This window comes from Roseovarius sp. D0-M9, from assembly GCF_037083805.1.
GTDB lineage: Bacteria > Pseudomonadota > Alphaproteobacteria > Rhodobacterales > Rhodobacteraceae > Roseovarius.
Genome location: NZ_JBAPKZ010000004.1, coordinates 152211 through 175847 on the forward strand (window position 1 = coordinate 152211; position 23637 = coordinate 175847).

23 protein-coding genes are annotated in these 23637 nt (G+C 63.0%); 16 read left to right on the forward strand and 7 right to left on the reverse strand.

Annotated elements, in window-relative coordinates:
* The first annotated feature begins 86 nt into the window (after nucleotides 1–86).
* The 11 genes from V8352_RS04825 (at nucleotide 87) to V8352_RS04875 (ending at nucleotide 13206) form a co-directional block, all read left to right on the forward strand.
* Nucleotides 87–1499 (forward strand): type II and III secretion system protein family protein, encoded by a 1413-nt coding sequence (locus V8352_RS04825; protein WP_442970964.1) that lies wholly within the window; start codon nucleotides 87–89, stop codon nucleotides 1497–1499.
* A gap of 16 nt (nucleotides 1500–1515) precedes the next feature.
* Nucleotides 1516–2172 (forward strand): OmpA family protein, encoded by a 657-nt coding sequence (locus V8352_RS04830; protein WP_336423127.1) that lies wholly within the window; start codon nucleotides 1516–1518, stop codon nucleotides 2170–2172.
* Between the two features lie 304 nt (nucleotides 2173–2476).
* On the forward strand, nucleotides 2477–3703 hold the full coding sequence (locus tag V8352_RS04835; RefSeq protein WP_336423128.1) for an AAA family ATPase: 1227 nt from the start codon (nucleotides 2477–2479) through the stop codon (nucleotides 3701–3703).
* A 29-nt stretch (nucleotides 3704–3732) separates the two neighbouring features.
* Nucleotides 3733–5190, forward strand: coding sequence for a CpaF family protein (locus V8352_RS04840; RefSeq protein WP_336423129.1), 1458 nt, complete (start codon nucleotides 3733–3735; stop codon nucleotides 5188–5190).
* A 6-nt stretch (nucleotides 5191–5196) separates the two neighbouring features.
* The gene (locus tag V8352_RS04845; protein WP_336423130.1) at nucleotides 5197–6165 is read left to right on the forward strand and encodes a type II secretion system F family protein; all 969 of its coding nucleotides are present in this window, start codon (nucleotides 5197–5199) and stop codon (nucleotides 6163–6165) included.
* A gap of 13 nt (nucleotides 6166–6178) precedes the next feature.
* The gene (locus V8352_RS04850) at nucleotides 6179–7147 is read left to right on the forward strand and encodes a type II secretion system F family protein (protein WP_336423131.1); all 969 of its coding nucleotides are present in this window, start codon (nucleotides 6179–6181) and stop codon (nucleotides 7145–7147) included.
* A 166-nt stretch (nucleotides 7148–7313) separates the two neighbouring features.
* Nucleotides 7314–7847 carry a tetratricopeptide repeat protein gene (locus V8352_RS04855; protein WP_336423132.1) on the forward strand — a complete coding sequence of 178 codons (534 nt, stop codon included), beginning with the start codon at nucleotides 7314–7316 and terminating at the stop codon, nucleotides 7845–7847.
* 70 nt (nucleotides 7848–7917) lie between these two features.
* Nucleotides 7918–8775, forward strand: coding sequence for a tetratricopeptide repeat protein (locus tag V8352_RS04860; RefSeq protein WP_336423133.1), 858 nt, complete (start codon nucleotides 7918–7920; stop codon nucleotides 8773–8775).
* Between the two features lie 24 nt (nucleotides 8776–8799).
* On the forward strand, nucleotides 8800–9294 hold the full coding sequence (locus V8352_RS04865) for a prepilin peptidase (protein ID WP_336423134.1): 495 nt from the start codon (nucleotides 8800–8802) through the stop codon (nucleotides 9292–9294).
* A gap of 129 nt (nucleotides 9295–9423) precedes the next feature.
* The gene (locus V8352_RS04870; protein ID WP_336423135.1) at nucleotides 9424–10740 is read left to right on the forward strand and encodes an ATPase; all 1317 of its coding nucleotides are present in this window, start codon (nucleotides 9424–9426) and stop codon (nucleotides 10738–10740) included.
* 54 nt (nucleotides 10741–10794) lie between these two features.
* Nucleotides 10795–13206 (forward strand): ligase-associated DNA damage response DEXH box helicase, encoded by a 2412-nt coding sequence (locus tag V8352_RS04875; protein ID WP_336423136.1) that lies wholly within the window; start codon nucleotides 10795–10797, stop codon nucleotides 13204–13206.
* Here the strand turns inward: V8352_RS04875 and V8352_RS04880 are convergent.
* Both V8352_RS04880 and V8352_RS04885 read right to left on the reverse strand, forming a co-directional pair.
* Nucleotides 13194–13604, reverse strand: a complete 411-nt coding sequence (locus tag V8352_RS04880) for a c-type cytochrome (protein WP_336423137.1) — start codon at nucleotides 13602–13604, stop codon at nucleotides 13194–13196. The genes V8352_RS04875 and V8352_RS04880 overlap by 13 nt on opposite strands.
* Nucleotides 13605–13677: 73 nt before the next feature.
* A complete protein-coding gene (locus V8352_RS04885) occupies nucleotides 13678–15252 on the reverse strand; it encodes a lysine--tRNA ligase (protein WP_336423138.1) in 1575 nt (524 codons plus the stop codon).
* Nucleotides 15253–15390: 138 nt separating this feature from the next.
* Here V8352_RS04885 and V8352_RS04890 point away from each other — a divergent pair, with 138 nt between their 5' ends.
* From V8352_RS04890 to V8352_RS04900, 3 genes are read left to right on the forward strand one after another with little or no spacing between them, the layout of a single operon-like run.
* Nucleotides 15391–15816, forward strand: a complete 426-nt coding sequence (locus V8352_RS04890; protein ID WP_336423139.1) for a tellurite resistance TerB family protein — start codon at nucleotides 15391–15393, stop codon at nucleotides 15814–15816.
* A 28-nt stretch (nucleotides 15817–15844) separates the two neighbouring features.
* Nucleotides 15845–16081 carry an Lrp/AsnC ligand binding domain-containing protein gene (locus V8352_RS04895; RefSeq protein WP_336423140.1) on the forward strand — a complete coding sequence of 79 codons (237 nt, stop codon included), beginning with the start codon at nucleotides 15845–15847 and terminating at the stop codon, nucleotides 16079–16081.
* A gap of 3 nt (nucleotides 16082–16084) precedes the next feature.
* Nucleotides 16085–17491 (forward strand): FAD-binding oxidoreductase, encoded by a 1407-nt coding sequence (locus tag V8352_RS04900; protein ID WP_336423141.1) that lies wholly within the window; start codon nucleotides 16085–16087, stop codon nucleotides 17489–17491.
* A 50-nt stretch (nucleotides 17492–17541) separates the two neighbouring features.
* On the opposite strand, the gene V8352_RS04905 is transcribed toward V8352_RS04900, so the two are convergent.
* The 3 genes from V8352_RS04905 to V8352_RS04915 form a co-directional block, all read right to left on the reverse strand.
* Nucleotides 17542–18366, reverse strand: a complete 825-nt coding sequence (locus V8352_RS04905) for a C40 family peptidase (RefSeq protein WP_336423142.1) — start codon at nucleotides 18364–18366, stop codon at nucleotides 17542–17544.
* Entirely contained in the window at nucleotides 18363–19766 is a 1404-nt protein-coding gene (locus tag V8352_RS04910) for a leucyl aminopeptidase family protein (protein WP_336423143.1), read from the reverse strand. The genes V8352_RS04905 and V8352_RS04910 overlap by 4 nt, the downstream gene beginning before the upstream one ends.
* Nucleotides 19767–19868: 102 nt before the next feature.
* Nucleotides 19869–20234 (reverse strand): hypothetical protein, encoded by a 366-nt coding sequence (locus V8352_RS04915; protein WP_336423144.1) that lies wholly within the window; start codon nucleotides 20232–20234, stop codon nucleotides 19869–19871.
* A gap of 188 nt (nucleotides 20235–20422) precedes the next feature.
* Between V8352_RS04915 and V8352_RS04920 the strand changes: the two genes are divergently transcribed.
* Nucleotides 20423–21073, forward strand: coding sequence for a carbonic anhydrase (locus V8352_RS04920; protein WP_336423145.1), 651 nt, complete (start codon nucleotides 20423–20425; stop codon nucleotides 21071–21073).
* An 82-nt stretch (nucleotides 21074–21155) separates the two neighbouring features.
* Here the strand turns inward: V8352_RS04920 and ribD are convergent, their stop codons facing one another.
* Nucleotides 21156–22253 carry a bifunctional diaminohydroxyphosphoribosylaminopyrimidine deaminase/5-amino-6-(5-phosphoribosylamino)uracil reductase RibD gene (gene ribD / locus V8352_RS04925; RefSeq protein WP_442970959.1) on the reverse strand — a complete coding sequence of 366 codons (1098 nt, stop codon included), beginning with the start codon at nucleotides 22251–22253 and terminating at the stop codon, nucleotides 21156–21158.
* A gap of 11 nt (nucleotides 22254–22264) precedes the next feature.
* Nucleotides 22265–22759, reverse strand: a complete 495-nt coding sequence (nrdR, locus tag V8352_RS04930) for a transcriptional regulator NrdR (protein WP_336423146.1) — start codon at nucleotides 22757–22759, stop codon at nucleotides 22265–22267.
* Nucleotides 22760–22945: 186 nt separating this feature from the next.
* Between nrdR and V8352_RS04935 the strand changes: the two genes are divergently transcribed.
* Complete coding sequence (locus tag V8352_RS04935; RefSeq protein WP_336423147.1) at nucleotides 22946–23620, forward strand: SDR family oxidoreductase; 675 nt, start codon at nucleotides 22946–22948, stop codon at nucleotides 23618–23620.
* Nucleotides 23621–23637 lie beyond the last annotated feature (17 nt).

Sequence of the window (23637 nt, forward strand, 5' to 3'; positions counted from 1 at the left end):
AAAAAGAAAAAACTACCGCACAGTAAATCAATCTTGGGCGTCAAGACCCAACAATGAGGCGTGATCGGAAGGCAGGTCACATGAAAATGACGAACATATTTGCGGCAGCCCTGATCGGGCTGACGGCAATCCTATCCGGTGCGCCGGCACCTGTCCATGCGGACAGCCTTCAGGTTGTGCGCAAGGGCTCTGGTCGTGACCTGAGTGTCGCGATGAACCGCGCTGTGGTGGTCGAAAGCGACGTGCCATTTGCAGAACTCAGCATCGCGAACCCGGCCATCGCCGATTTTTCGACGCTGTCGGATCGCACCATTTATGTGCTAGGCAAATCGCCGGGTCGCACCACGCTGACACTTCTGGATGAAAACGGTCGCCTGATCGCAAATGTTGAAGTGCAGGTCAGCGCCGATGTTTCGGAATTCAAGGAACGCCTGCGCCAGATCCTGCCGAACGAGCAGATCGAGGTGCGCACCGCGAATGACGGCATCGTCATGTCGGGCACGGTCAGCAGCACACCGCGATTGCAGCGCGCGCTGGATCTGGCCGAACGCTATGCCCCCGAGCGGGTGTCGAACCTGATGAGCGTTTCGGGCAAGCAGCAGGTCATGCTCAAGGTCCGCTTTGCCGAGATGCAGCGCAATGTTGCCAAGAGCCTGTCCTCATCGCTGTCCATTGATGGTCTTTCTACTGGTGGTCTGGGCGCGGGCGCCGCAGTCAACGGCGTATCGTCAGATTTTCAGCCGTCAGGTATTACACCGGGCACGACGGCGTTGGGCAACAACAACGGCGCGGCCTTCTTTGGGTTCAATGCAGGTTCGGCGCAGATTGGTATCCTGCTTCAGGCGCTCGAGACAAAGGGTGTCGTGCGCACCTTGGCCGAGCCGAACCTGACAGCCCTTTCCGGCCAGGAGGCCAAATTTCTTGCGGGCGGCGAATATCCCATTCCCGTCAGCCAGGAAGACGGCGCGATCGCGGTCGAGTTCAAGCCCTTCGGGGTCGAGCTGAATTTCACGCCCCGTGTTCTGGACGACAACGTCATCAACCTCGAGTTGGCGGCCGCTGTATCGTCACTGGACCCGAGCAGCAGCATCCAGGCAACCGGCTTCAATATCAGTGGCTTCCGCCGCCGCGACACATCGACAACGGTCGCATTGCGCGATGGAGAGAGCTTTGCGATCGCCGGCCTCTTGCAGGACGATTTCCGCGATAATTCCGGCCAGGTGCCATGGCTGGGCGATGTCCCGGTCCTTGGCGCCCTCTTTCGCAGCGCCGATTATCAGCGCTCGCAGACCGAGTTGGTCATCATCGTGACGGCGCATCTGGTTTCGCCGACGCGCGGCGAGGCCCTTGTGTTGCCGACCGATCGGGTCAGACTGCCCTCCGAGGCAGATCTGTTTCTCAATGGCCGCGTCGCCCGCGATGCGCGCCCCCAGACCGGCGGCGCTGGTGAAGTTGCAGATCAGGACTTCAGCGGCTCTTACGGCTATGTGATGGATTGAGCAGGGAGCGGAGAAGATGAAGAGGACTCTTTCAATTCTGCCAATCCTGGCACTGGTAGGGTGCACCAACTCGCCCGAGGTATATCGGTCGTACTTCGGTGAGGCGGGATCGCTGGTGGATGGCGGCAATTTCGGCAACGCCGTCATGCACAACACCCAAGTGATGACCGGCGAGCGCAGCTATGTCTACAACCTGTCAAATCGCTTTGCGACCGAAGTGCTTTCAACGGTCAACTTTGCCTTCAACTCCGATCAGTTGGATGCAGGCGCCCGCGATACGCTGCGCGAGCAGGCGGCGTGGATACGCCAGTTTCCCGAGGTCCGCTTCAAGGTCTATGGGCACACGGACGCCGTCGGATCGAGCGCCTACAACAAGAATTTGGGTATGCGCCGCGCACGCGCCGTGGTGAACTATCTCACCGCGCAAGGCATCAGCCGTTCGCGCCTCGAAGCCGTCGTGTCCTTTGGCGAGGCGCAGCCCCTGATCGTGACCCAAGGCCGGGAGCGTCGCAACAGGCGCACCGTGACCGAAGTGTCGGGTTTCGTGAAATCGCATCCTATCATCATGGACGGCAAATACGCCCAGGTCGTCTATCGCGAGACAATCGTCAGCGCCAAACCCCAATCAGATCTCATGATGGCTGGCGAATCGCAGAGCCTGACAAGCGAATAGGCGCAAGAGCGCACAGGTTTTCTCCCTGCCCGGCTTGCCGGGACATCTCAAAACCCGCCGCATCGCCGGTGGGTTTTTTTTGTTCGACAGGCAGGCACGACTGCGGGCGCAAGATGCGCGTGAACGCACAATTACGATATTCCGGCCCTATTGTTGCCCAGATTTTCGGTGAGTTTGCATGAGGAGAAACCGGCCGGCGCCCGTGGTGCGGGCCGGGATTCGAACAATCGCGGCTCTGTGCAAAAGGACGGCCCACCCAAGAGGCCGCCCCCGCCAGCGCCACGCAAGATAGGACAGTAACGCAATGAGCAGTGCGACCAATCAACCCGAGGCAAGCCCCCTCGTCGCGTGCACGATCAGCCGCGATGTGACCAATTTCGACCTTTTGATCGAGGATATGGAATCTGCGGTCGGCGAGGCATGGGGTGATCTGGGATTTCCCGAGGCTTTGGCCTTCATGGGGCAGCTCGATGCGAAAATGCTGGAGTTCATCGCCATCGCCATTGACGAGGATGACGAGGCCGATCTCAGCATCATCGGCGATATCATCACTCTGGCAGGTCAGCTCAAGATCAAGGTGATCCTCATCGCCGACGATGTGACCCCCGCCGCGCTGCACAGCCTGCTGCGCCAAGGCGCGGACGAGTTTGTGCCCTACCCCCTGCCAGAGGGCGAATTGCAGGCCGCGATCGAGCGTATGCGCAAGCCTGCTGAGCCCGCTCCCACCGTCAGTTCAACACCCCGCGCGAATGGCGGCGATGGCGTGATTCTGGGCGTGCACGGCCTTGCGGGCGGCACCGGCGCAACGACATTGGCCGTCAACCTCGCTTGGGAGCTTGCCAGCGCATCCAAGGACAAGGCGCCCCGCGTGTGCATCATCGACATGGGTTTGCAATTCGGCTCGGTTTCGACCTTTCTCGATCTGCCGCGGCGTGAGGCCGTGTTCGAAATGTGGTCCGACACCGAAACGATGGATGAGGACATCTTCAAGCAGGCGCTGGTCAGCTATCAGGACCGCCTGTGGGTGCTGACCGCCCCGCCCGAGATGCTGCCCCTCGACATGATTTCGCCCGAGGATGTCACGCGGGTTCTGGACCAGGCGCGCAAGCATTTCGACTATGTCATCGTCGATATGCCGACAACGCTTGTGCAATGGACCGAGACGGTCCTTTGCGCCGCACAGATCTATTTTGCCACGCTCGAAATGGACATGCGCTCGGCCCAGAACACGCTGCGCGTCAAGCGCGCGCTCAAGGCCGAGGATCTGCCGCTGGAGCGGCTGAGATATTGCATGAACCGTGCGCCCAAATTCACCGACATGAGCGGCAAGAGCCGCGTCAAGCGCATGGCCGAAAGCCTCGAGATCAGCATCGAATTGCAGTTGCCGGACGGCGGCAAGGCTGTCGGCCAAGGTGCAGATCACGGCCTGCCCCTGGCCAAGGCGGCACCCAAGAATCCCCTGCGCAAGGAGATTGCCAAGCTGGCAGCCTCGATTCACGCGCTGGCCAAGAGTGACGCAGATGCCGCCTGAGCGCGCGCCTGCAGAAAGGTAACGAGCCGATGTTTTCACGTTATAAAAAGTCCGAAGGCGGCAAGGCTACGCCGGTCAAGCCCGCCGCAGCACCCACCCAGAGTGCGCCCGCAGCCGCCCCCAACCGCGCGACCGCCCCCAATGCCGCCAGCCTGCGCCGCCACCTGGCACCGGCCAAGGCCGATCTGCCCCCGCAGGATCGCGAGCGCAAGCGCAAGGAGCGGCTGAGCGAGATCAAGCTGGACATGCACCGCGCCCTTCTGGACAACCTGAACCTTGGCGCTCTCGATCAGGCGACCGAACAGGATCTGCGCGAGGAAATCAGCGCGATCACAGCCGAAGTTCTGGAAGAACGCAGTATCGTTCTGAACCGCGAGGATCGCATGACCCTCACGCAAGAGCTTTATGACGAGGTGCGCGGCCTCGGACCGCTTGAAACGCTGCTCAAGGACGACACGGTCAACGATATTCTGGTGAACGGCCCACAACAGATCTTTATCGAGCGCGATGGCAAGCTGGAGCTGTCTGACGTCACGTTCAAGGACGAAAAGCACCTTTTGCGCATCATCGACAAGATCGTCAGCGCCGTGGGCCGCCGCGTGGACGAGAGCAACCCTTACGTCGACGCCCGCCTTGCGGACGGCTCGCGCTTCAACGCGATGGTGCCGCCTGTTGCGGTCGATGGCAGCCTCGTGTCGATCCGCAAGTTCAAGAAGGACAAGCTGGGGATCGACGATCTGGTCAACTTTGGCGCCTTTTCCGAGGAAATGGCCGCCTATCTGCAAGCCGCCGTGGCTTGTCGCCTCAACATCATCGTCTCTGGCGGCACCGGCTCGGGCAAGACGACGACGCTGAACGCGCTATCGTCCTTCATCGACAATGCCGAGCGTATCCTGACGATCGAGGACACCGCCGAACTTCAGCTGCAACAGATCCACGTCGGCCGGATGGAGAGCCGCCCGCCCAACGTCGAGGGCAAGGGCGAGGTCAGCCCCCGCGATTGCCTCAAGAACGCACTGCGGATGCGCCCGGACCGTATCATCGTCGGCGAGACGCGCGGTGAAGAGGTCATCGACATGCTTCAGGCCATGAACACCGGCCACGACGGTTCGATGACCACGATCCACGCCAACAACCCGCGCGACGGGATCAGTCGCCTTGAAAACATGGTGGCCATGGCGGGTATCGAAATGCCGCTCAAGGCCGTGCGCAGCCAGATCGCGTCGGCCGTGCATTTGATCGTGCAGGCCTCGCGTCTTCAGGATGGCAGCCGCCGCATGACGTCGATCACAGAGGTGACGGGCATGGAGGGCGAGGTGATTTCGATGCAGGAGATCTTCCGCTTTCAGCGTGTCGGCCTGACCCCCGAAAACAAGATCATCGGACATTTCACCGCAACAGGCGTGCGCTCGCATTATTCCGAGCGGTTCCGCCTGTGGGGCTACGATCTGCCCGCATCGATCTATGAACCCGTGACGCCGGAGTAAATCACCATGACCCTCAGTGCAGAGCCAATCATCTACGGTCTGATCTTCTTCGGCGTGCTCGCCTTGGTCGAGGGGATCTATCTGACCGTCTTCGGCAAGTCGATCAGCCTCAATAGCCGGGTCAATCGCCGTCTGGAAATGCTGGACAAGGGCGGGCGCCGCGAAGAGGTAATGGAGAAACTGCGCAAGGAGATGCAGCAGCATCTGCGCTCGCGCCGCTTCCCGCTCTATTCCGTGCTGGCGACCAAGGCACAGAAGGCGGCCATCGCCTTTTCGCCCAAGCAGTTGATGATGCTGATGGTTCTGGTCTCGTTCATCGCCTTTATCGGCCTGACCATCGGCACCGCCACCTCCCTGCCCGTGCGCATCGCCGTGGCCATCGCCATGGGCGTCGGCGGCATCTTCATGTGGATTTCGATGAAGGCCAAGAAACGCATGGGCCTTTTGGAAGAGCAACTGCCCGATGCCATCGAGCTGATGGTGCGCTCGCTCAAGGTGGGGCATCCGTTCTCTTCCGCCATCTCAATCGTGGCCACCGAAGTGGGCGATCCGCTGGCCACCGAATTCGGCATCATTGCGGATGAGGCGGCCTATGGCCGCGATGTCGGCGAGGCGCTCAAGGACATGGCCGAGCGGCTGGACATGCAGGATCTACGCTTTCTGGCGGTGGCCGTGTCGATCCAGCAGCAGTCGGGCGGCAACCTTGCCGAGATCCTCGCCGGCCTGGCCAAGGTGATCCGCGCGCGTTTCCGCCTCTTTCGCCGGGTCAAGGCGATCACCGCCGAGGCGCAATGGTCGGGCAAATTCCTGTCGGGCTTTCCTCTGCTGGCCCTCGTCGGCATCCAGCTGCTCGATCCGAACTACTACGACAAGGTTCTCGACCACCCCTTCTTCATCCCCGCATGCCTCGCGGTGGGTGCGTTCCTGACGGTCAATCTGATCGTCATGCGTGCCCTCGTGAACATCAAAGTCTGAACAGGATCATTCCATGACCTTTCTCAATGACATCCTGACCGGCACACTGGGGCCGTTCGGCCCGATCATCGCGGTTGGCACGCTGGGCATCCTGCTTATCATGGTGACGCTGGTCATTATCATGAACCGGCCCGAGGATCCGCTGGACAAGCTGAAGCGCGACCAGAAAAACCTGACCAGCGGCACCCCCCAGCAGCAGCGTCTTCGCGGGTCCAAGAACGAAAAACTGGACAAATACGCCGGATTTCTGGAGCCACAGGACGAAAAACAGCTCAGCGAGATGCGCAAGAAGCTGATGCAGGCCGGCTACCGCAACCGCGATGCCGTGCGTTACTTTCACTTTGCGCAATTCGCGCTCGGCGTCGGTGGCTTGATCCTGGGTGTGGTCTACTACCTGTTGTTCAAATCGGGCGGCGAGACGAGCACGACACAGGTCATTCTCTACATCCTCGGCCCCGGCGGCATCGGCTATATCGCGCCCAAATACTGGGTGACCAAGCGCCAGCAGCAGCGGCAGGAAGAAATCACCGACGGTTTCCCCGACAGTCTGGACATGATGCTGGTCTGCGTCGAGGCTGGCCAGTCGCTGGACCAGTCGATCATCCGCGTCGCAAATGAGATCCGCAGCTCGTTTCCGGCCATTGCAGAGGAATATCTGATCGTCAGCCAGCAGATCAAGGCAGGCCGCGACAAGGCGTCGGTGCTGAACGAGATGGCCGAGCGCTGCGGCGTGCAGGATATCTCCAGCTTTGTCACCGTGCTGGTCCAGTCTCAGACCTTCGGCACCTCGATCGCCGATGCCTTGCGCGTCTACGCAGGCGAGATGCGCGACAAGCGTGTCATGCGCGCCGAGGAAAAGGCGAACAAGCTGCCGACAAAGATGACATTGGCCACCATGATGCTTACAGTGCCCCCATTGCTCATCATTCTGGTGGGGCCGTCGATCGTGGGCATCATGGAACTGACGGCGATGTCACAATAGTTGCGAGCGACCTGAACACGGCATGACCCGGACACACGCGATCCTAAAGCGTTTCGCTTTTAACCTGAGCCATCAGCAAAAGGCGAAACGCGTGCAACGTCCTGATGTCGCTCTGCGTTTCACGAAACTCTGTGAGTCAGTTTTTTCGCGAAACGCTTTAGGCTTTGTGGCAGCGGCGTCTGTTGCACTTCTTGCCGGATGTGCAGGCACCGACGCAGAGCGCAACCCGTTTGCGCCCGGCGTCGCCAAAAGTGGCACCGCCGTCGATGCCGCGCTGGTGGGCCACCGCCTGATGCGCGCGGGCGAGTATGAATTGGCGATCAGCTCCTTTTCGCGCGCCGCGCTGGACGATGGCCTGACTTCCGAAATCCTTCTGGGCCTTGGCAGTGCCTATCTGGGCCTAGGACGGGTCGGGCAGGCCGAGCAACTCTTGCGCGACGCGGTTGCCGAGGACGAAACCTCGCCAGAGGCGTGGAACAACCTCGGCGTAACCTTGATGGAACAGGGCGAAATCGCCGAGGCCGAGCAGGTGTTTCGCCGCGCCTATGCGCTCGACAATGGCGAAAGTGACTCAATTCGCGACAATTTGCGCTTGGCGCTCGCAAAACAGGAAAATTCGGTCTATGGTGAGGCCACAGAACAAGACTACAAATTGGTGCGCCGCGGCAGCAGTGATTACCTGATACGGTCCATTCCCTGACAAGGGCGCAAACCATCAGGCGGACCCGCAGCAGCGCCATTACGAGGCACGGCAGTAAAAGGACGCAAAAATGCGCCACCCTATTCTGATTTCGCTCTGCGCGGCAGGGGCAGTCATTCTGTCCGGCTGCGAGAAGTCCAAATCCGAGGACGTCGACCGCGCTTTTCAGGGCGTCAACGTCATCGACGAAAGCAACCTCAACGACGTGATGCTGACAGCGGGCGACCCGGCCGAGGCCGTCGCCTATTTTCAGCGCACACTTTCGGAAAAGCCCGGCCGCATCGACCTGCAGCGCGGTCTCGCCAAGAGCCTCGTGCGCGCCAAACGCGGCACCGAGGGCGTCTCGGCCTGGAAAAAGGTAACCGAGCACGAGGACGCCACCGACGAGGACCACGTCGATTTTGCCGATGCGCTGATCCGCAACAACGAATGGGAACGCGCCGAGACGGTGCTGGACGCCGTTCCGCCCACCTTTGAGACCTTCAAGCGCTACCGCCTCGAGGCGATGGTGGCCGACAGCAACGAGAACTGGAAGAAGGCCGACAGCTTCTACGAAACGGCGGTGGGCCTTACGACGCAGCCCGCCAACGTGATGAACAACTGGGGCTATTCCAAGCTGAGCCGCGGCGATTACGCCGATGCCGAGCGCCTGTTTTCCGATGCCATCCGCCAGGATGGCACGCTCTTTACCGCCAAGAACAACCTGGTTCTGGCACGCGGGGCGCAGGGCAATTACGCCATTCCCGTCATGCCTGTCAGCCAGACAGAGCGGGCGCAGCTGCTGTATACGCTGGGCCTGACCGCCATCAAGCAAAACGATATCGAGATCGGCAAGGGCCTGCTACGTGACGCGATCGAAACCCACCCCCAGCATTTCGAGGCCGCCGCGACCAGCCTTGCCGCGCTGGAAGGGCCAGTGACCAACTGAACCGCGCGGCAAGGAGACGGGCCCATGTTTATCACCGCCCATTCCGCGATGTGGTTCCTGCCCTTCGCCCTGCCCATCTGCTTTTGGGTCGCGCTGAGCGATTTGCGCGACATGAAAATCCCGAACAAGGCCGTCATGGCGCTGGCCGCCGTCTATCTGGTGATTGGCCTCATCGCGCTGCCGCTTGACGTCTATGCGTGGCGCTGGGTGCATCTGCTGGTGGTTCTGGTCGCCGGCATTGCCCTGAACGCCATCGGCGCACTGGGGGCGGGGGATGCCAAATTTGCCGCCGCCGCCGCGCCCTTCATCGCTATCGGCGATCTTAAACTCATTCTGATGATCCTCGCGGCCACCGCGTTCTTCGGCTTTGTCATCCACCGCATCGTCAAGCATAGCCCGATGCGCCGCCTGGCACCCCATTGGATCAGCTGGACGCGCGAGGGCAAGTATCCCCTCGGCCTCTCGCTGGGCGCTGCGCTGGCCATCTACCTCGCGCAGGGCGCGCTAAGCGGGGCTTAACGGGGAAACCTAGGTGCGTGTCCGACATGCGTCAGCCCGACGCCAGACCGCCCAGCGGAGGCCATAATTTGCCCCAGATTGGCAGGCAGTCTGCCGCCAATCTGACCGCAAATTCGAGGCTGTCCCATCATGAACATGCAAACGACACCGCAACAGGGCGTCCAGCCCCCGCCCCCGCCCGTCACGATCCAAGACATGCGCCTGAGCGTCGTGATGATGCGCGATATCCTGTTGAAAACCATCTTTCGCAAGAATGTGGACATGGTCAGCGACATCGCTACAGCCATCTGCCTGCCGCGCACCGTCACGCAGGAGCTGGTCGATATGGCGCGCGAGCAGCGCCTGATCGAGGCCACTGGCACGATGAGCGCGACAGCAGGCAGCGAGATGGGCTATCAGCTGACCGATGCGGGCAAGGCGCGCGCACTGGATGCACTGGCCCAGTCCGAATACTTCGGCCCCATGCCCGTGCCGCTCACTGTCTACGCCGAGCAGGTCAAGCGGCAGTCGATCCGCAATATCCAGATCACGCGCGACCAGCTGACCGGCGCGATGGGCCACCTTGTCCTGCCCAACACGCTGCTGGACCAGCTTGGCCCCGCTGTCAGCGCCGGTCGCTCGATCCTGATGTATGGGCCTCCGGGCAACGGTAAATCCAGTATTTCCAACGGCATCCGCGATGCGATGGGCGACAGGATATACGTGCCCATGGCAATCGAATACGCGGGGCAGGTCATCACGGTCTACGACCCCATCGTCCACTCCAAGGCCGAGGCCGAGAAGGATGATCCCAATTCCCTGCGCCGGCGCCGCACCTTTGATGCGCGCTACGTGCGCTGCGAGCGGCCCACCGTCATCACCGGGGGCGAGCTGACGCTCGACATGCTGGATCTGGTCTATAATCCCACCGCGCGGACGTATCAGGCGTCACTTCAGCTGAAATCGACGGGCGGCATTTTCATCGTCGACGACCTTGGTCGGCAAGCCGAGCCGCCGCAGAACCTGGTCAACCGCTGGATTGTCCCCCTGGAGGAGAGCAAGGATATCCTTGCCCTGCAATCGGGCGAGAAGTTTGAGGTGCCCTTTGACACCCTTGCGATCTTTTCGACCAACTTTCACCCGAACAAGATCTTTGACCAGGCCGCGCTGCGCCGGATTTTCTACAAGATCAAGATCGACGGCCCCAATCAGGCCGACTTCCTCAAGATCTTTGCCATGGTCGCACGCAAGAAACAGATGCCGCTGAATGAGCCTGCGCTGGTTCACCTGCTCAAGCAAAAATACCCCGAAATCAACAACGTCTATGCCAACTACCAGCCAGTGTTCCTGATCGACCAGATGATCTCGATCTGCGAATTCGAGGGGATACCGTATCAGATGACGCCCGAGCTGGTCGACCGCGCATGGGCCAACATGTTCGTGGAGGAAAGCGAGATCGTTAACTGATCTTTTCGGCGGATTCTGCGCGATATTTCCGGCCGCCCGCCCTAAGTAAGGGGCATGACGCAATTGCCCCCGAAATTCACCGACTGGTTTGCCGCGCGCGGCTGGTCGGTGCATCCCCACCAGCAAGAGATGCTGGACCGCGCAGGCGACCCCTCGCTTTTGCTGATCGCGCCCACCGGCGGGGGCAAGACGCTGGCCGGGTTTCTGCCCACGCTGGCCGAGCTTGGCAATGGCGGGCACAAGGGGCTGCATACGCTCTACATCTCGCCGCTCAAGGCGCTGGCGAGCGATATCAAGCGCAACCTGACCACCCCGGTCGAGGAAATGGGCCTGCCCATCCGCATTGAGGACCGTACCGGCGACACCACCTACACGCAAAAGCGCCGCCAGCGCGCGGATCCTCCCGACATCCTGCTGACCACACCCGAAAGCCTCGCGCTGCTGACGTCCTACGAGGATGCGCCGCGCATTTTCGCGGGCTTGCAGCGCGTCGTCATCGACGAAATTCACGCCCTCGCCGAATCCAAACGCGGCGATCAACTGATGCTGGCGCTCAGCCGCCTGCAGGCGCTCTGCCCGGGCCTGCGGCGCGTCGGCCTCTCGGCCACGGTCGAGGATCCGGGCGCAATCGCGCGCTTTCTTGCGCGCCATCCCGACCCTTGCAAGATCATCGAGGCCGATCCCGGCCCCGAGCCTGATATCGAGATGCTTCAGGTCGCCGAGGCGCCGCCATGGTCCGGCGGCGGCGCGGCCTATGCGATCGGGGCCGTGCTCGAGCAGGTCCGCGCACATAACACCACGCTGATTTTTCACAATACCCGCGCACAAGCCGAGATATTCTTTCGCAACCTGTGGCTGGCCAATGACGGCAATCTTGCCATTGGCATTCACCACGGCTCGCTCGACCGGGGGCAGCGCACGCGCGTCGAGGGCGCGATGCAGCGCGGCGACCTGCGCGCGATCGTCTGCACCGGCAGCCTTGATCTGGGCATCGACTGGGGGGATGTGGACCTCGTCATTCAGGTCGGCGCGCCAAAAAACGTCAAGCGGCTGGTGCAGCGCATCGGGCGCGCCAACCACCGCTACAATGCGCCGTCCAAGGCGCTCCTGGTTCCTGCGAACCGTTTCGAAGTGGTCGAATGCGTCGCCGCGCTGGAAGCGGTGCGCGAACGCGACCTCGACGGCGAGCCGCGCGGCCCCGGCCCGCTCGATGTTCTGTGCCAGCATATCCTGATCGCCGCCTGTTCGGGGCCGTTCGACGCCGATGACCTCTATGGCGAAGTGCGTTCCGCCGGGCCTTATGCCGCCCTCACCCGCGCCGAATTTGACGATTGCCTCGATTTCTGTGCGACCGGCGGCTATGCCTTGCGCGCCTATGACAAATGGCAGCGGCTGGTGCAGCGCGGGGGGCTGTGGCACCTGCGCGATCCGCGCAGCGCGCAGATCATCCGCATGAACATCGGCACCATTCAGGACAGTGACCTGCTGAAGGTCCGAATGCAGCGCAATCGGGGTGGCAAGCCCTTGGGCGAGATCGAAGAAGCCTTTGCCGCCACACTGACCCCCGGCGATACCTTCCTCATGGGCGGCCAGGTCGTGCGATACGAGAGCTTGCGCGAGATGACCGTCGAGGTCAGTCGCTCGGACGGGAAAAAGCCCAAGATCGCCACCTTTGCAGGGACCAAATTCGCTACTTCTACCCAGCTGAGCCAGCGCATCATCACCCTGCTGGCGCAGCCCGACTGGCCTGCCCTGCCCGCGCATACCGCCGAATGGCTGCACCTTCAGCGGCGCGTCAGCCGGATGCCGCAGGCAGGGCGCCTACTGATCGAGAGTTTTCCGCACGAGGGGCGCGAGCATGCGTGCATTTACGGCTTTGCAGGCCGCAACGCGCAGCAGACGCTGGGCCTTTTGCTGAGCAAACGGATGGAAGAGCTGGGCCTTGATCCGCTCGGCTTCGTCGCAACCGATTACGCGACGCTGATCTGGGGGCTGGAGCCGCTGATGGATGCGGGGCCGCTCTTTGACGCCGAGGCGCTGCGCGACGGGCTGGACAGCTGGCTGACGGGCAACGCCGTGATGAAAAGGACATTTCGCGCCTCGGCCACCATCGCGGGGCTGATCCAGCGCAATCTGCCGCAGGCGCGCAAATCGGGGCGGCAGGCGACGTTTTCCTCGGACATTCTCTATGACACGCTGGTCAAATATGACCCCGATCACCTCCTTTTGCGCATCACCCGGCAGGAGGCGATGCGCGGCCTCGTCGATTTTGGCCGGATCGAAGAGATGATCGCGCGCATCGGCGACCGGATTGATCTGATGCGCCTGCCGCGGGTCACGCCGCTGGCCGCGCCGCTCTTTCTGGAGGCCGGGCGCACCCCTGTCAGCGGCGCAGGCGAAGAGCGTCTGCTGAGCGAAGAGGCAGACCGGCTGATGCGCGAGGCGGGCCTCGCTCAGACGTCCTGAATGCTCTCAAGATAGCTGAGCAGTGCAGCCAATGGGCGCGGCGTCGGGGTCATCACGCCATCGCCGGTATCGACGGGCACCGTCTCGCCCGTCAACAGCGCACCGAATTCCGGCATCTGCTGGCCCGGCACCTGCGCGCGGTGATAGCCGTCGATGGTCGAAAGAACGCGCGCGCGCGGGAATGTGCCCCCCTCGGCAAGCTGCGTGAGGTCTGAGGGCGCGGGGTTCATCCCCTTGGCCCACGGGCCGTCGCCGCGCCCGACGGGGCCATGGCATTGCGCACAATTCTCGACATATAGCGCACGGCCCTCGCCCGCCTCGGGCATCGACGCCGTTTCCATGCAGGCGGCCAGCGCGCCCAACCCTGCCAGTCCTGCAACGCTCCATGCGTATTTCATCGCGCTCTCCCTTTTGCCTCACTCTGCGCCGCTCTTCGCGCCTGCGCCTTGATGCAGCGCAAGCCGGGCGGCCTCAGACGAACTTGCCAGCCAGCGCGTCGTCGATCAACTGCCGCGTCTCATCGACGCCATAAAGCGCGATAAACCCGCCAAAACGCGGGCCCTGGGACGCGCCCAGCAGCACCTCGTAGAGCGCCTTGAACCAGTCGCGCAGCGGATCGAACCGCTCGCGGCCAACGCTATAGACCACCGATTGCAGCGCTTCGTCGTCAAGTGGGCCATCATAGCTGGCCAATTGATCGCGCAGATCCTCCAGCGCCTCACGCTCGAGGTCCGTGGGCGCGCGGAACACCTTGGCCGGCTTCACGAAATCCTCGTAATAGCGCAGCGCATAGCCGACGGCGGCGTCCATGTCCGGGTTCGTCTCGGCGCTCGCCTCGGGTGCATAGCGCTGGATAAAGCCCCAAAGCTGGCTCTTTTCCTCGGCGCCCGCAACGGACGCCAGATTGAGCAGCATCGAGAAGGGCACGACCATCCGGCTTTCAGGCACGCCCTCGGGGTGGATGTGAAAGACCGGGTTGTTCACCTGCTGCGCCGCGTCCTGCGTGGGGTAGGCGCGCAGCTGCTGGTGATACTCGTCCACCGCCTTGGGGATGACATCGAAATGCATGCGCTTGGCCGTCTTGGGCTTGGCATACATGAAGTAGCTGAGCGATTCCGTCGCGGCATAGGTCAGCCATTCGTCGATGCTGATCCCGTTGCCGGACGACTTCGAGATTTTCTGCCCGTTCTCGTCGAGGAAAAGCTCGTAAGTGAAATGCTCGGGTTTGCGACCGCCAAGGATCTCGCAAATGCTGTCGTAGATCGGCGTATTGGTGCTGTGATCCTTGCCATACATCTCGAAATCGACGTCAAGCGCGGCCCAGCGCGCGCCAAAATCGGGCTTCCATTGCAGCTTCACGTTTCCGCCCGTCACCGGCAGCGTCATCTCCTCGCCCTCTTCGGTGTCAAATGTGATGGTGCCGTTGGCCGCATCCACGTGCTTCATCGGCACATACATCACGCGCCCCGTTTCGGGGTGGATCGGCAGGAAGATCGAATAGGTCTGCTGGCGCTCTTCGCGCAGGCTTTTCAGCATGACCTTCATGATCGCGTCATACCGCTCGGCAGCGCGCAGCAGCACCTCGTCGAATTCGCCCGAGCGATAGAACTCGGTGGCGCTGATGAACTCGTAGTCAAAGCCGAAGGTGTCCAGAAACCGGCGGAGCATGGCGTTGTTATGGTGACCGAAACTGTCGTGCGTGCCGAAGGGATCGGGCACCGATGTCAGCGGCTTTTGCAGATGCTCGGCCAGCGCCTCGCGGCCCGGCACATTGCCCGGCACCTTGCGCATTCCATCCAGATCATCGGAAAAGCAGATCAGGCGCGTGGGAATATCGCTGATCACCTCGAAGGCGCGGCGGATCATCGTGGTGCGCAGCACCTCGCCGAACGTGCCGATATGGGGCAATCCGCTGGGGCCATATCCCGTCTCGAAGAGGACATAGCCCTTTTCCGGCGCGCCCTTCTCGTACCGTTTGGCGAGGCGGCGCGCTTCTTCAAAAGGCCAGGCTTTCGATGTCATCGCGGCGTCGCGCAGATCGGACATAATATTCTCCAAGGATCACGCCCCTGCGCGGATGCGCGCATAGGTCAGCCGCTTCCTATTGCCGAGGGCGGCCAAGGTCAATAATGTGCGCGCGAACGCCCGGCCTGCAACAGACCGGTTTTGAAAAGGACACCCCCGATGAACGACACCGCGACCCATCCGCTGAGCGCCCAGGACTGCCTGGTGGCCGTGATGATCGCCGTTTCCGCCTCGGACGAGCAGATCCGCACCGCCGAGCTGGTCAAGATCGAGAGCGCGGTGAACAACCTGCCCATCTTCGGCAATTACGATGCGGACCGCATCAATGTCGTTTCCCAAACCGTCTTTGACCTCTTTTCGGACGAGGATGGCCTCGATGCGCTCTTTGGCCTCATCCGCGCCAGCCTGCCCGAGCGCCTGTTCGAGACCGCCTATGCGCTGGCCTGCGATGTGGCCGCCGCCGACGGTGTGCTGGGCGACTCCGAATTGCGCCTGTTGGAAGAGATCCGCTACGAGCTGGACCTTGACCGGCTGCATGCGGCCGCGATCGAGCGGGGCGCGCGCGCCCGGCACCTGAGCCTCTGAGGCTGCCCGAAATACGAAGGATATTCCCATGCGCTGCGTTTTCGTGAACATCCGCTGCAAGCCCGGCACCTCTTACAAGGTGGCCGAGGAAATTGCCCTGCGCGAAGTTCATTCCGAGCTTTATTCGACCTCGGGGCCCTTCGATCTGCTGCTGAAGCTCTATATTTCCGACGGCGAGGACGTGGGCAAGTTCATCAATGAGAACCTGTTGCAAATCCCCAATATCGAGCGGACCGAGACCACGCTGACCTTCAAGGCATTCTGAAGCATGCTGGACCGACTGCGCGAGATCATCGGCGCCGCCAACGTTCTGACCGGCGAGGATATGGCAGGGTATGATGCGGATTGGTCCGGTCACAAGCGCGGCACACCGCTGGCCGTGCTGCGCCCCGGCTCGGCCGAGGAAATCTCGCAGATCGTCAAGCTGGCGAATGAGACAGGCACGCCCATCGTGCCGCAGGCGGGCAATACCGGGCTGACCGATGCGACCGATGCGGGCGGTGCGCTGCTCTTGTCGGTGGGGCGGATGAACAAGATCCGCGAAATCCGCCCGTCGGGGCGTATCGCCATCGTCGAGGCGGGCGCGATCCTCGCGTCGATTCACGATGCGGTGGCCGAACACGGGCTGATCTTTCCGCTTTTCTTCGGTGCGCGTGGGTCGGCCATGATCGGCGGGGCGCTGTCGACGAATGCGGGCGGCTCCAACGTGCTGCGCTATGGCAACACGCGCGATCTTTGCCTCGGGATCGAGGCGGTTCTGCCCAATGGCGATATCGTCGATCTGATGCGCGAGCTGCACAAGGACAACTCGGGCTATGACCTGCGCCATCTGCTGATCGGGGCCGAGGGCACGCTGGGGATCATCACCGCCGCCGTCATCAAGCTGCACCCGGCCCCGCTTGCCAATGCGACGGCGATGGTCGCGGTGCCGTCCGTGTCGGACGCCCTCGACCTGCTGAACCGGCTTCAGCAGGAGACGGGCGGCGCCGTACAGGCGTTCGAATACATGCCCCGCGCCTATATGGAGACCTATCTGGAGCTTTCTGCGGCGCATCGCGAACCCTTCGAGGGGCGCCATGACGTGAACATCATGGTCGAGGTCGGCGCCATCGCACCACGCGATGCCGCCCCGGATGCCAGCGGCCAGATCCCCATAGCCGCACATCTCGAAGAGGTGCTGACCACACTTTTCGAGGAGGGTGCGATCCTGGATGCGGTCGTCGCCCAGAACGAGGCACAACGGCGCGACATGTGGGCGCGTCGCGAGGCCGCCGCCGAAGTCATCACCCTGCACGAGCCATATGCCGATCGGGACATTGCCGTGCCCGTGGACCGCATGCAGACCTTTCTGGACGAGGTGGCCGCCATCATCGCCCGGATTGACCCCGGCGCGCGCGATGTATCGGTCGCGCATCTGGGCGACGGCAACCTTCACTTGGGTGTCTTTCCCACACGCCCGGACCCGGCCCTTTGCACCCAGATCGGCAACGCGGTCGAGGATGCGGCGCTGGCCCTCGGCGGCAGCTTCTCGGCCGAGCACGGGATCGGCCTGAGCAAGCGGGCCAGCATGGCGCGCTACAAAAGCCCCACTGCACTCGCGGCGATGCATGCGATCAAGGCGGCGCTGGATCCAAACGGCATCATGAACCCCGGCAAGGTTCTGCCCCCCATCTGAGCGGGCTGTTGAGTATTTTCAGAACAATGAAAGAGCGCAGGCCGCCCCGGTCAGAGGCGTTTACGCGCGGTGACGGGGCCGCCGCCTTGTGCCTCCTCGATCCGGGCGATGGCGGCAGGCAGATCCTCGATGGTCGTGCTCATGCTGTGGGCGTTGGCGTGCAGGATACGGCCTTCGTCCAGCACCCAGGCGACATGGCCGCGCCAGAACAGCAAATCACCCCGACGCAGCGGTTCGCCCGCGTCCAGGGCGCGGCCCAGCGCCGCCTCCTGAAGATCGCTGTCGCCGGGGCACGCGATCCCGCAAACACGGCAGCCGGCCTGAACGAGGCCCGAGCAATCGATACCGAAGGACGAATTTCCGCCCCAGAGATAGGGCGTGCCGAGGTAAACTTCGGCGGCAGACACCGGATCGTCCTGCATCATCGGCAGTGCGGCAACATGCGACGCCGGGACATGTCCCATCGGCGTCTCGGCCCACCCCCCAGACTGGCCGGTGACGGTGACGCGCGACAGGTGGCTCAGCGACATGCGCTCGGGTGATTTGAGGTCAGGGGCGCTGTAGACATGCGTGGCGCGGGCAGTGACCCAATGGGTCGGCGTCATATCTGAGCCGAGTGCAGTCGCGGGCAGGTAGCCGACATATCCATCCTCGCCCTGCACGAAGGCCGTGCCCTCATGCACCTCGTAGCAGGTGACCGGCGCCCCCATCAGCCATTGCCGCGTGCGCGCGCCGCCCGGCGCACCCGACACGTCCGCCACCGGCACGGCAATGCGGCGCGCCTCGCCCTCGACATGGCGCGGTGCCGCGACCTGCCCCTTGAGCGACAGCGCCGCAACGCGCGCATTTGCAGGGGTCAGGCGCACATCACTCACAGATCCAGCGCCTCGGGCAAGGCCGCAAGCAGGGCGCGCGCGCCCATGCCGACGCCGCCCTTGGGGCGGGCGGGCGCGGCGCTTGGGTTCCAGCCATAGATGTCGAAATGCACGTAGCGCGTGCCACTTGCAAATCGTCGAAGGAAGAGCGCGGCCGTGATCGATCCGGCAAAGCCGCCCGATGGTGCATTGTCCAGATCGGCAATCCCCGGCTCGATCATCGCCTCGTAAGGGGTGTGGAAGGGCATGCGCCAGACCGGATCGGCCACCTTTGCCGCTGCCGCCTCAAGCGCCGAGGCAAAGGCCGGATCATCGGCATAATAGGGCGCCAGATCAGGGCCGACGGCAACCCGCGCGGCCCCGGTGAGCGTGGCCATCGACACCATCAAGTCGGGCGCCCCCTCGGCCCCCAGGGTCAGCGCGTCGGCCAGCACGAGGCGCCCCTCGGCATCGGTATTGTTGATCTCGACGGTCTTGCCATTGCGCGCCGTCAGGATGTCGCCGGGGCGCATCGCGGATGCGCTGACCGAGTTTTCGACCGCCGGGACAAGCACCCTCAGCTGGAGCGGCAGATCGAGCGCCATGATCATATGCGCAAGGCCCAGAACCGTCGCTGCGCCGCCCATGTCCTTTTTCATCAGGCCCATGCCGGAACCGGGCTTGAGGTTCAGGCCGCCGGTATCGAAGCAGACGCCCTTGCCCACCAGCGTCAGCGTCGGCCCGGACCGGCCCCATCGCATGTCGATCAGGCGAGGCTCGCGATCGGCGGCGCGCCCGACGGAGTGGATCAGCGGCAGGTTCTGCTCAAGCAGGTCGGCCCCGCGCGTAACGGTCATCTCGGCGCTGAACCGGCCAGCCAAATCGGCGCAGGCCGCCTCAAGCGCGTCCGGCCCCATGTCGTTGGCGGGCGTGTTGATCAGATCGCGGGTCAGCGTCTCGCCCTCGGCTATGGCCTCGATCCGGGCGGCATCCACTGTATCCGGCGCGACCATGCGGGCCTCTGCGCCTGTCTGTTCGCGGTAGCGGTCAAATGCATAGCCGGCCAGAAGCCAGCCCAGCGCCTCCTCTTCGGCGCGCTCGGCGCTCAGCCCCTCGATCCGGTAAGTGCCGGCAGGCAGTGCGGCGGCGACAGCGGCAAGGTGAAACCGCCCGCGCGCCCGTGCATCCGGCGCGCCGTATCCAGCCAATACCATGATTGGGGCTCCATCCCCGCCGGGCACCAGCAGGCTGGCCCCCAAGGCTGCTTTGAACCCGGACGCCGCCACCCATGCGCGCACGCGGCCCGGCTGAGCGCCAAGCCACTCCTCCAGATTGTCTGCCTCGATGACATGCAAGGGGATCGCCCCTTCGGCATCGGTGGCAAATGTCAGGGCACGCGCTTGGCTTGGCTGGGACGGCATATGAAGGAGAGCCTTTCAGTTCGTTGCAGTGACCCGCGCGCCACGACATGGACCGCGCCGATCACCGCGCAGCGTAGCTAAGTCACCGGCACCTGCAAGCCATCAGATCGAAAGATCCTGCATCTCCCACACTTCGCTGAGACTGGAATCGCCTATGCGCAAAAGACGCGACAGCGTCGCCGCCATGGCAACCAGATCGTCGTTATCCGCCGCGATGGTCACATCGGCGGCCACGCGCGACAACGCCTGCATGCCGATCTGGTCGGCGATGGCCACAAGGCTGCGCGCGGATTTGCGCATGTCGGTCAAACGCCCCTCGCGGTAGCACCGCTCGGTGTGCGACAGGCGCACGGCCAGCTCTTCCAGAGCGCGGCACACCACATCCTCGGCCCCGGCGGCACCCAGTTGGGAATAGAGTTCCTCCAGACGGCCAGCATTCAGACGCACGGCCTCTTTTTGTTCCAGCATCGTCACTTGTTCCACGATCTCACCCCGAATTCATGTCTTCCGCCGCGCCCGCCCCACAGCGGCTGCAACAGTCGGCAAACTGCTCCTCTTTCCTTCCCAAAAGGTTGCGAGCTGTGCAATTTGTCTGTCGAATTAAGTGCGAATACAGTTTATCCCGGTGCAACCACTCATGACCAGAGGCCCATCGGATGCAGCATGCACGCCCCCTGCCGAGCTACCTGATCCAGCGTTATCACGGCTGGAAGGCGACGTCTTACACCGAAAACGAGAGCTGGTATCGCACGCTTGCCCAAGAGGGCCAGCACCCGCGCGCGATGCTGATTTCGTGCTGTGACAGCCGCGTGCATGTCACATCGGTCTTTGGCGCGGATCAGGGAGAGTTCTTCATCCACCGCAACATCGCCAACCTCGTGCCGCCCTACACCGAAGACGGCGGACAGCATGGCACCTCGGCGGCGGTCGAATACGCGGTCTGCGCGCTGCGCGTGGCGCATGTCATCGTGATGGGCCATTCCAATTGTGGCGGCATCAAGGGTTGCGACGACATGTGTTCGGGCCGCGCGCCCGAACTCGAAGAGCGGACCAGTTTCGTCGGCCGCTGGATGGATATTCTGCGCCCCGGCTACGGCCGGATCAAGGGAATAGAAGACGAGACAGATCGTCTGCGCGCGCTCGAAAAAGAAGCCGTTCTCGTCTCATTGGAGAATCTGACCAGCTTTCCTTTCGTCGCGTCCGCGATGGAGAAGGGCAGGCTGACGCTGCACGGTGTATGGCTCGATATCGGCGAAGGCCGGGTCGAGCAGTATAGCGCTGCGTCCAAGACTTTTGCGCCGATCTGACACAGCCAAGAAACACACATCGCTCTGCTGCGCGCCAAGCTGTCTTTCATTGTTCCAAAAATACTCCAAAGCGGCATGCGCTTCAGGCGCGCCGCCACAGCATCAGCGCATCTGCGCCAACCGCGTGCACCTCATCCAGCGCAAAGCGCGGCGCGGTCTCCAGTGCGGCAATCTCCAGTGCGCCAACGCCCGCGCGCGCATCCGCGCCCAGCGCCAGACCGGCAGCAAAATGGGCAAGCCTGTCCACCAGATCGCCCTTCAGCAGTGATGCAGCAAGCGCGCCGCCCCCTTCGCAGAAGATCCGCGTCAGCCCTGCGGCCCCCAGCGCATGGATCGCGGCGCTCATATCAATCCCGCCCGCGCCTTCGGGGCAGGCGATCATCCGTGCGCCAAGGGCCTGCCATGTTGCAACCAACGCGGGCTCCGCCTCTGTGCCGTGAACCAGCCACAATGGCACCTCGCGCGCGCTGAGTGCGAGGCGGCCGTCTTGCGGCAGGTTCAGCCCGCGCGAGACGACAACGCGCACGGGCTGGCGCTCTGCGCCTATGCTGCGCACCGTCAGCATCGGGTCGTCGCTGCGCACAGTCCCGGCACCGACCATGACCGCATCATGGCGGGCACGCATCGCATGGACCACGCGCCGCGCCTCGGGGCCGGTGATCCAGCGTGACTGGCCGCTGGCTGTTGCAATGCGTCCGTCAAAGGATGTGGCCAGCTTCAGCAGGATCTCGGGCCGGCCTTGCGTGATGCGGCCGAGAAACCCGCCCAGATCCCGCCGCGCCTCGTCCTGAAGCAGACCGACCTGCACATCAACGCCGGCGGCGCGCAACGTCGCAATGCCCCGGCCCGAGACACGCGGATCGGGGTCGCCGCAGGCGATGACAACGCGGGCCACGCCCGCTGCGATCAGCGCATCGGCACAGGGCGGGGTCTTGCCGTGATGGGCGCAAGGCTCGAGCGTGACATAGGCGGTGCCGCCCCGCGCCAGTGCACCCGCGCGGCCCAATGCCTGCGTTTCCGCATGGGGGCGCCCCCCCGGCTGGGTCCAGCCGCGCCCGACGACCCGGCCATCAAGCGTGATGATGCAACCAACCGAAGGGTTCGGCCAGGTCTGCCCCAGACCGCGGCGGCCAAGTGCCAGCGCGGTGCGCATGTGGTGGATGTCCGCATCGGAGGTCACGCGCGAGGGCCTCACACGTCAGGCTTTTCGGCCCCGGTTGCTGCTCCAGCGGCGTTCTCCGGGCGCAATTCGCTGACGAACTTGTCGAAGTCATCGGCCGCCTGAAAATTCTTGTAGACGCTGGCAAACCGGACATATGCGACGGTGTCGATGCGCGCGAGGCTCTCCATCACGATCTCGCCCACGGTCTTGGAGGGGATGTCGGTATCGCCCATGCTCTCAAGCCTGCGCACGATGCCCGAGATCATCTGCTCGATGCGCTCCGGCTCGACAGGGCGCTTTTGCAGGGCGATCCGGATCGAACGCTCCAGCTTGTCTCGGTCGAAATCCTCGCGGCGGCCGTTTGTCTTGACCACGACCAGATCGCGCAACTGCACGCGCTCATAGGTGGTAAATCGCCCGCCACACGCCGGGCAAAACCTGCGCCTGCGGATCGACACGTGCTCTTCCGCCGGACGCGAGTCCTTGACCTGCGTTTCAATATTTCCGCAAAACGGGCAGCGCATTGGCCTGTCCCCTTCTCATCTCTGCCTCTCGGGATTGGGTCTGATTGCCCAATTATCCACAGTTACTATAGGATAGCCGCAAGGTTTTGGGTAGTGGCGAAATCGCACCCCCAGATGCAGCGAATGGACCTTTTGGACCGCCTCACGCGTTGCCGCCCTGACATCATGAACAAAGGAGATAACACCATGGCAGACAAGGTTCTGTTCATCACCGGCGCATCGTCGGGTATTGGCGCGCAAACCGCGCGAGACGCCGCAAAAGCGGGCTGGAAGGTCGCCCTGTTTGCGCGCAGCAAGGACAAGCTGAACGACCTGGCTGCTGAAATCGGCGAAGCCGCGCTCGCCCTGCCCGGCGACGTCACCGATCTGGCATCGGTCCAAGGTGCTGTCGATGAGACCGTCAAAGCTTTCGGATCGGTCGATGCGGTGTTTGCCAATGCGGGCACCGGCCTCGATACACCCGGGATCGAGAAGGGCGATCCGGATGAGTGGGACCAGCTGATCGATATCAACATCAAGGGCGTGTTGCTGACCCTCAAGGCATCCTATGCAGCACTCAAGAAATCCAAGGGGCATCTGGTGCTGACCGGCTCTGTCGCGGGCCGGGTTCATATTTCGGGCTCGATCTACGGCGCATCCAAATGGTTCGTCCACGGCCTTGCCGGCAATATGGCGACTGACATGCGCGAATGGGGCGGCCGCTGCACAGTGATCGCGCCGGGCATGGTCGATACTCCGTTCTTTGAAGAAGCCAAGCCAGACAAGCTCAAGTCCGAGGACGTTGCCAGCGCGGTGGTTTATGCAATCGACCAGCCAGAGCGCGCCAATGTTCAGGAAGTCGTCATCATGCCGACGGGCTGAACCAATTGAGGCTGCCT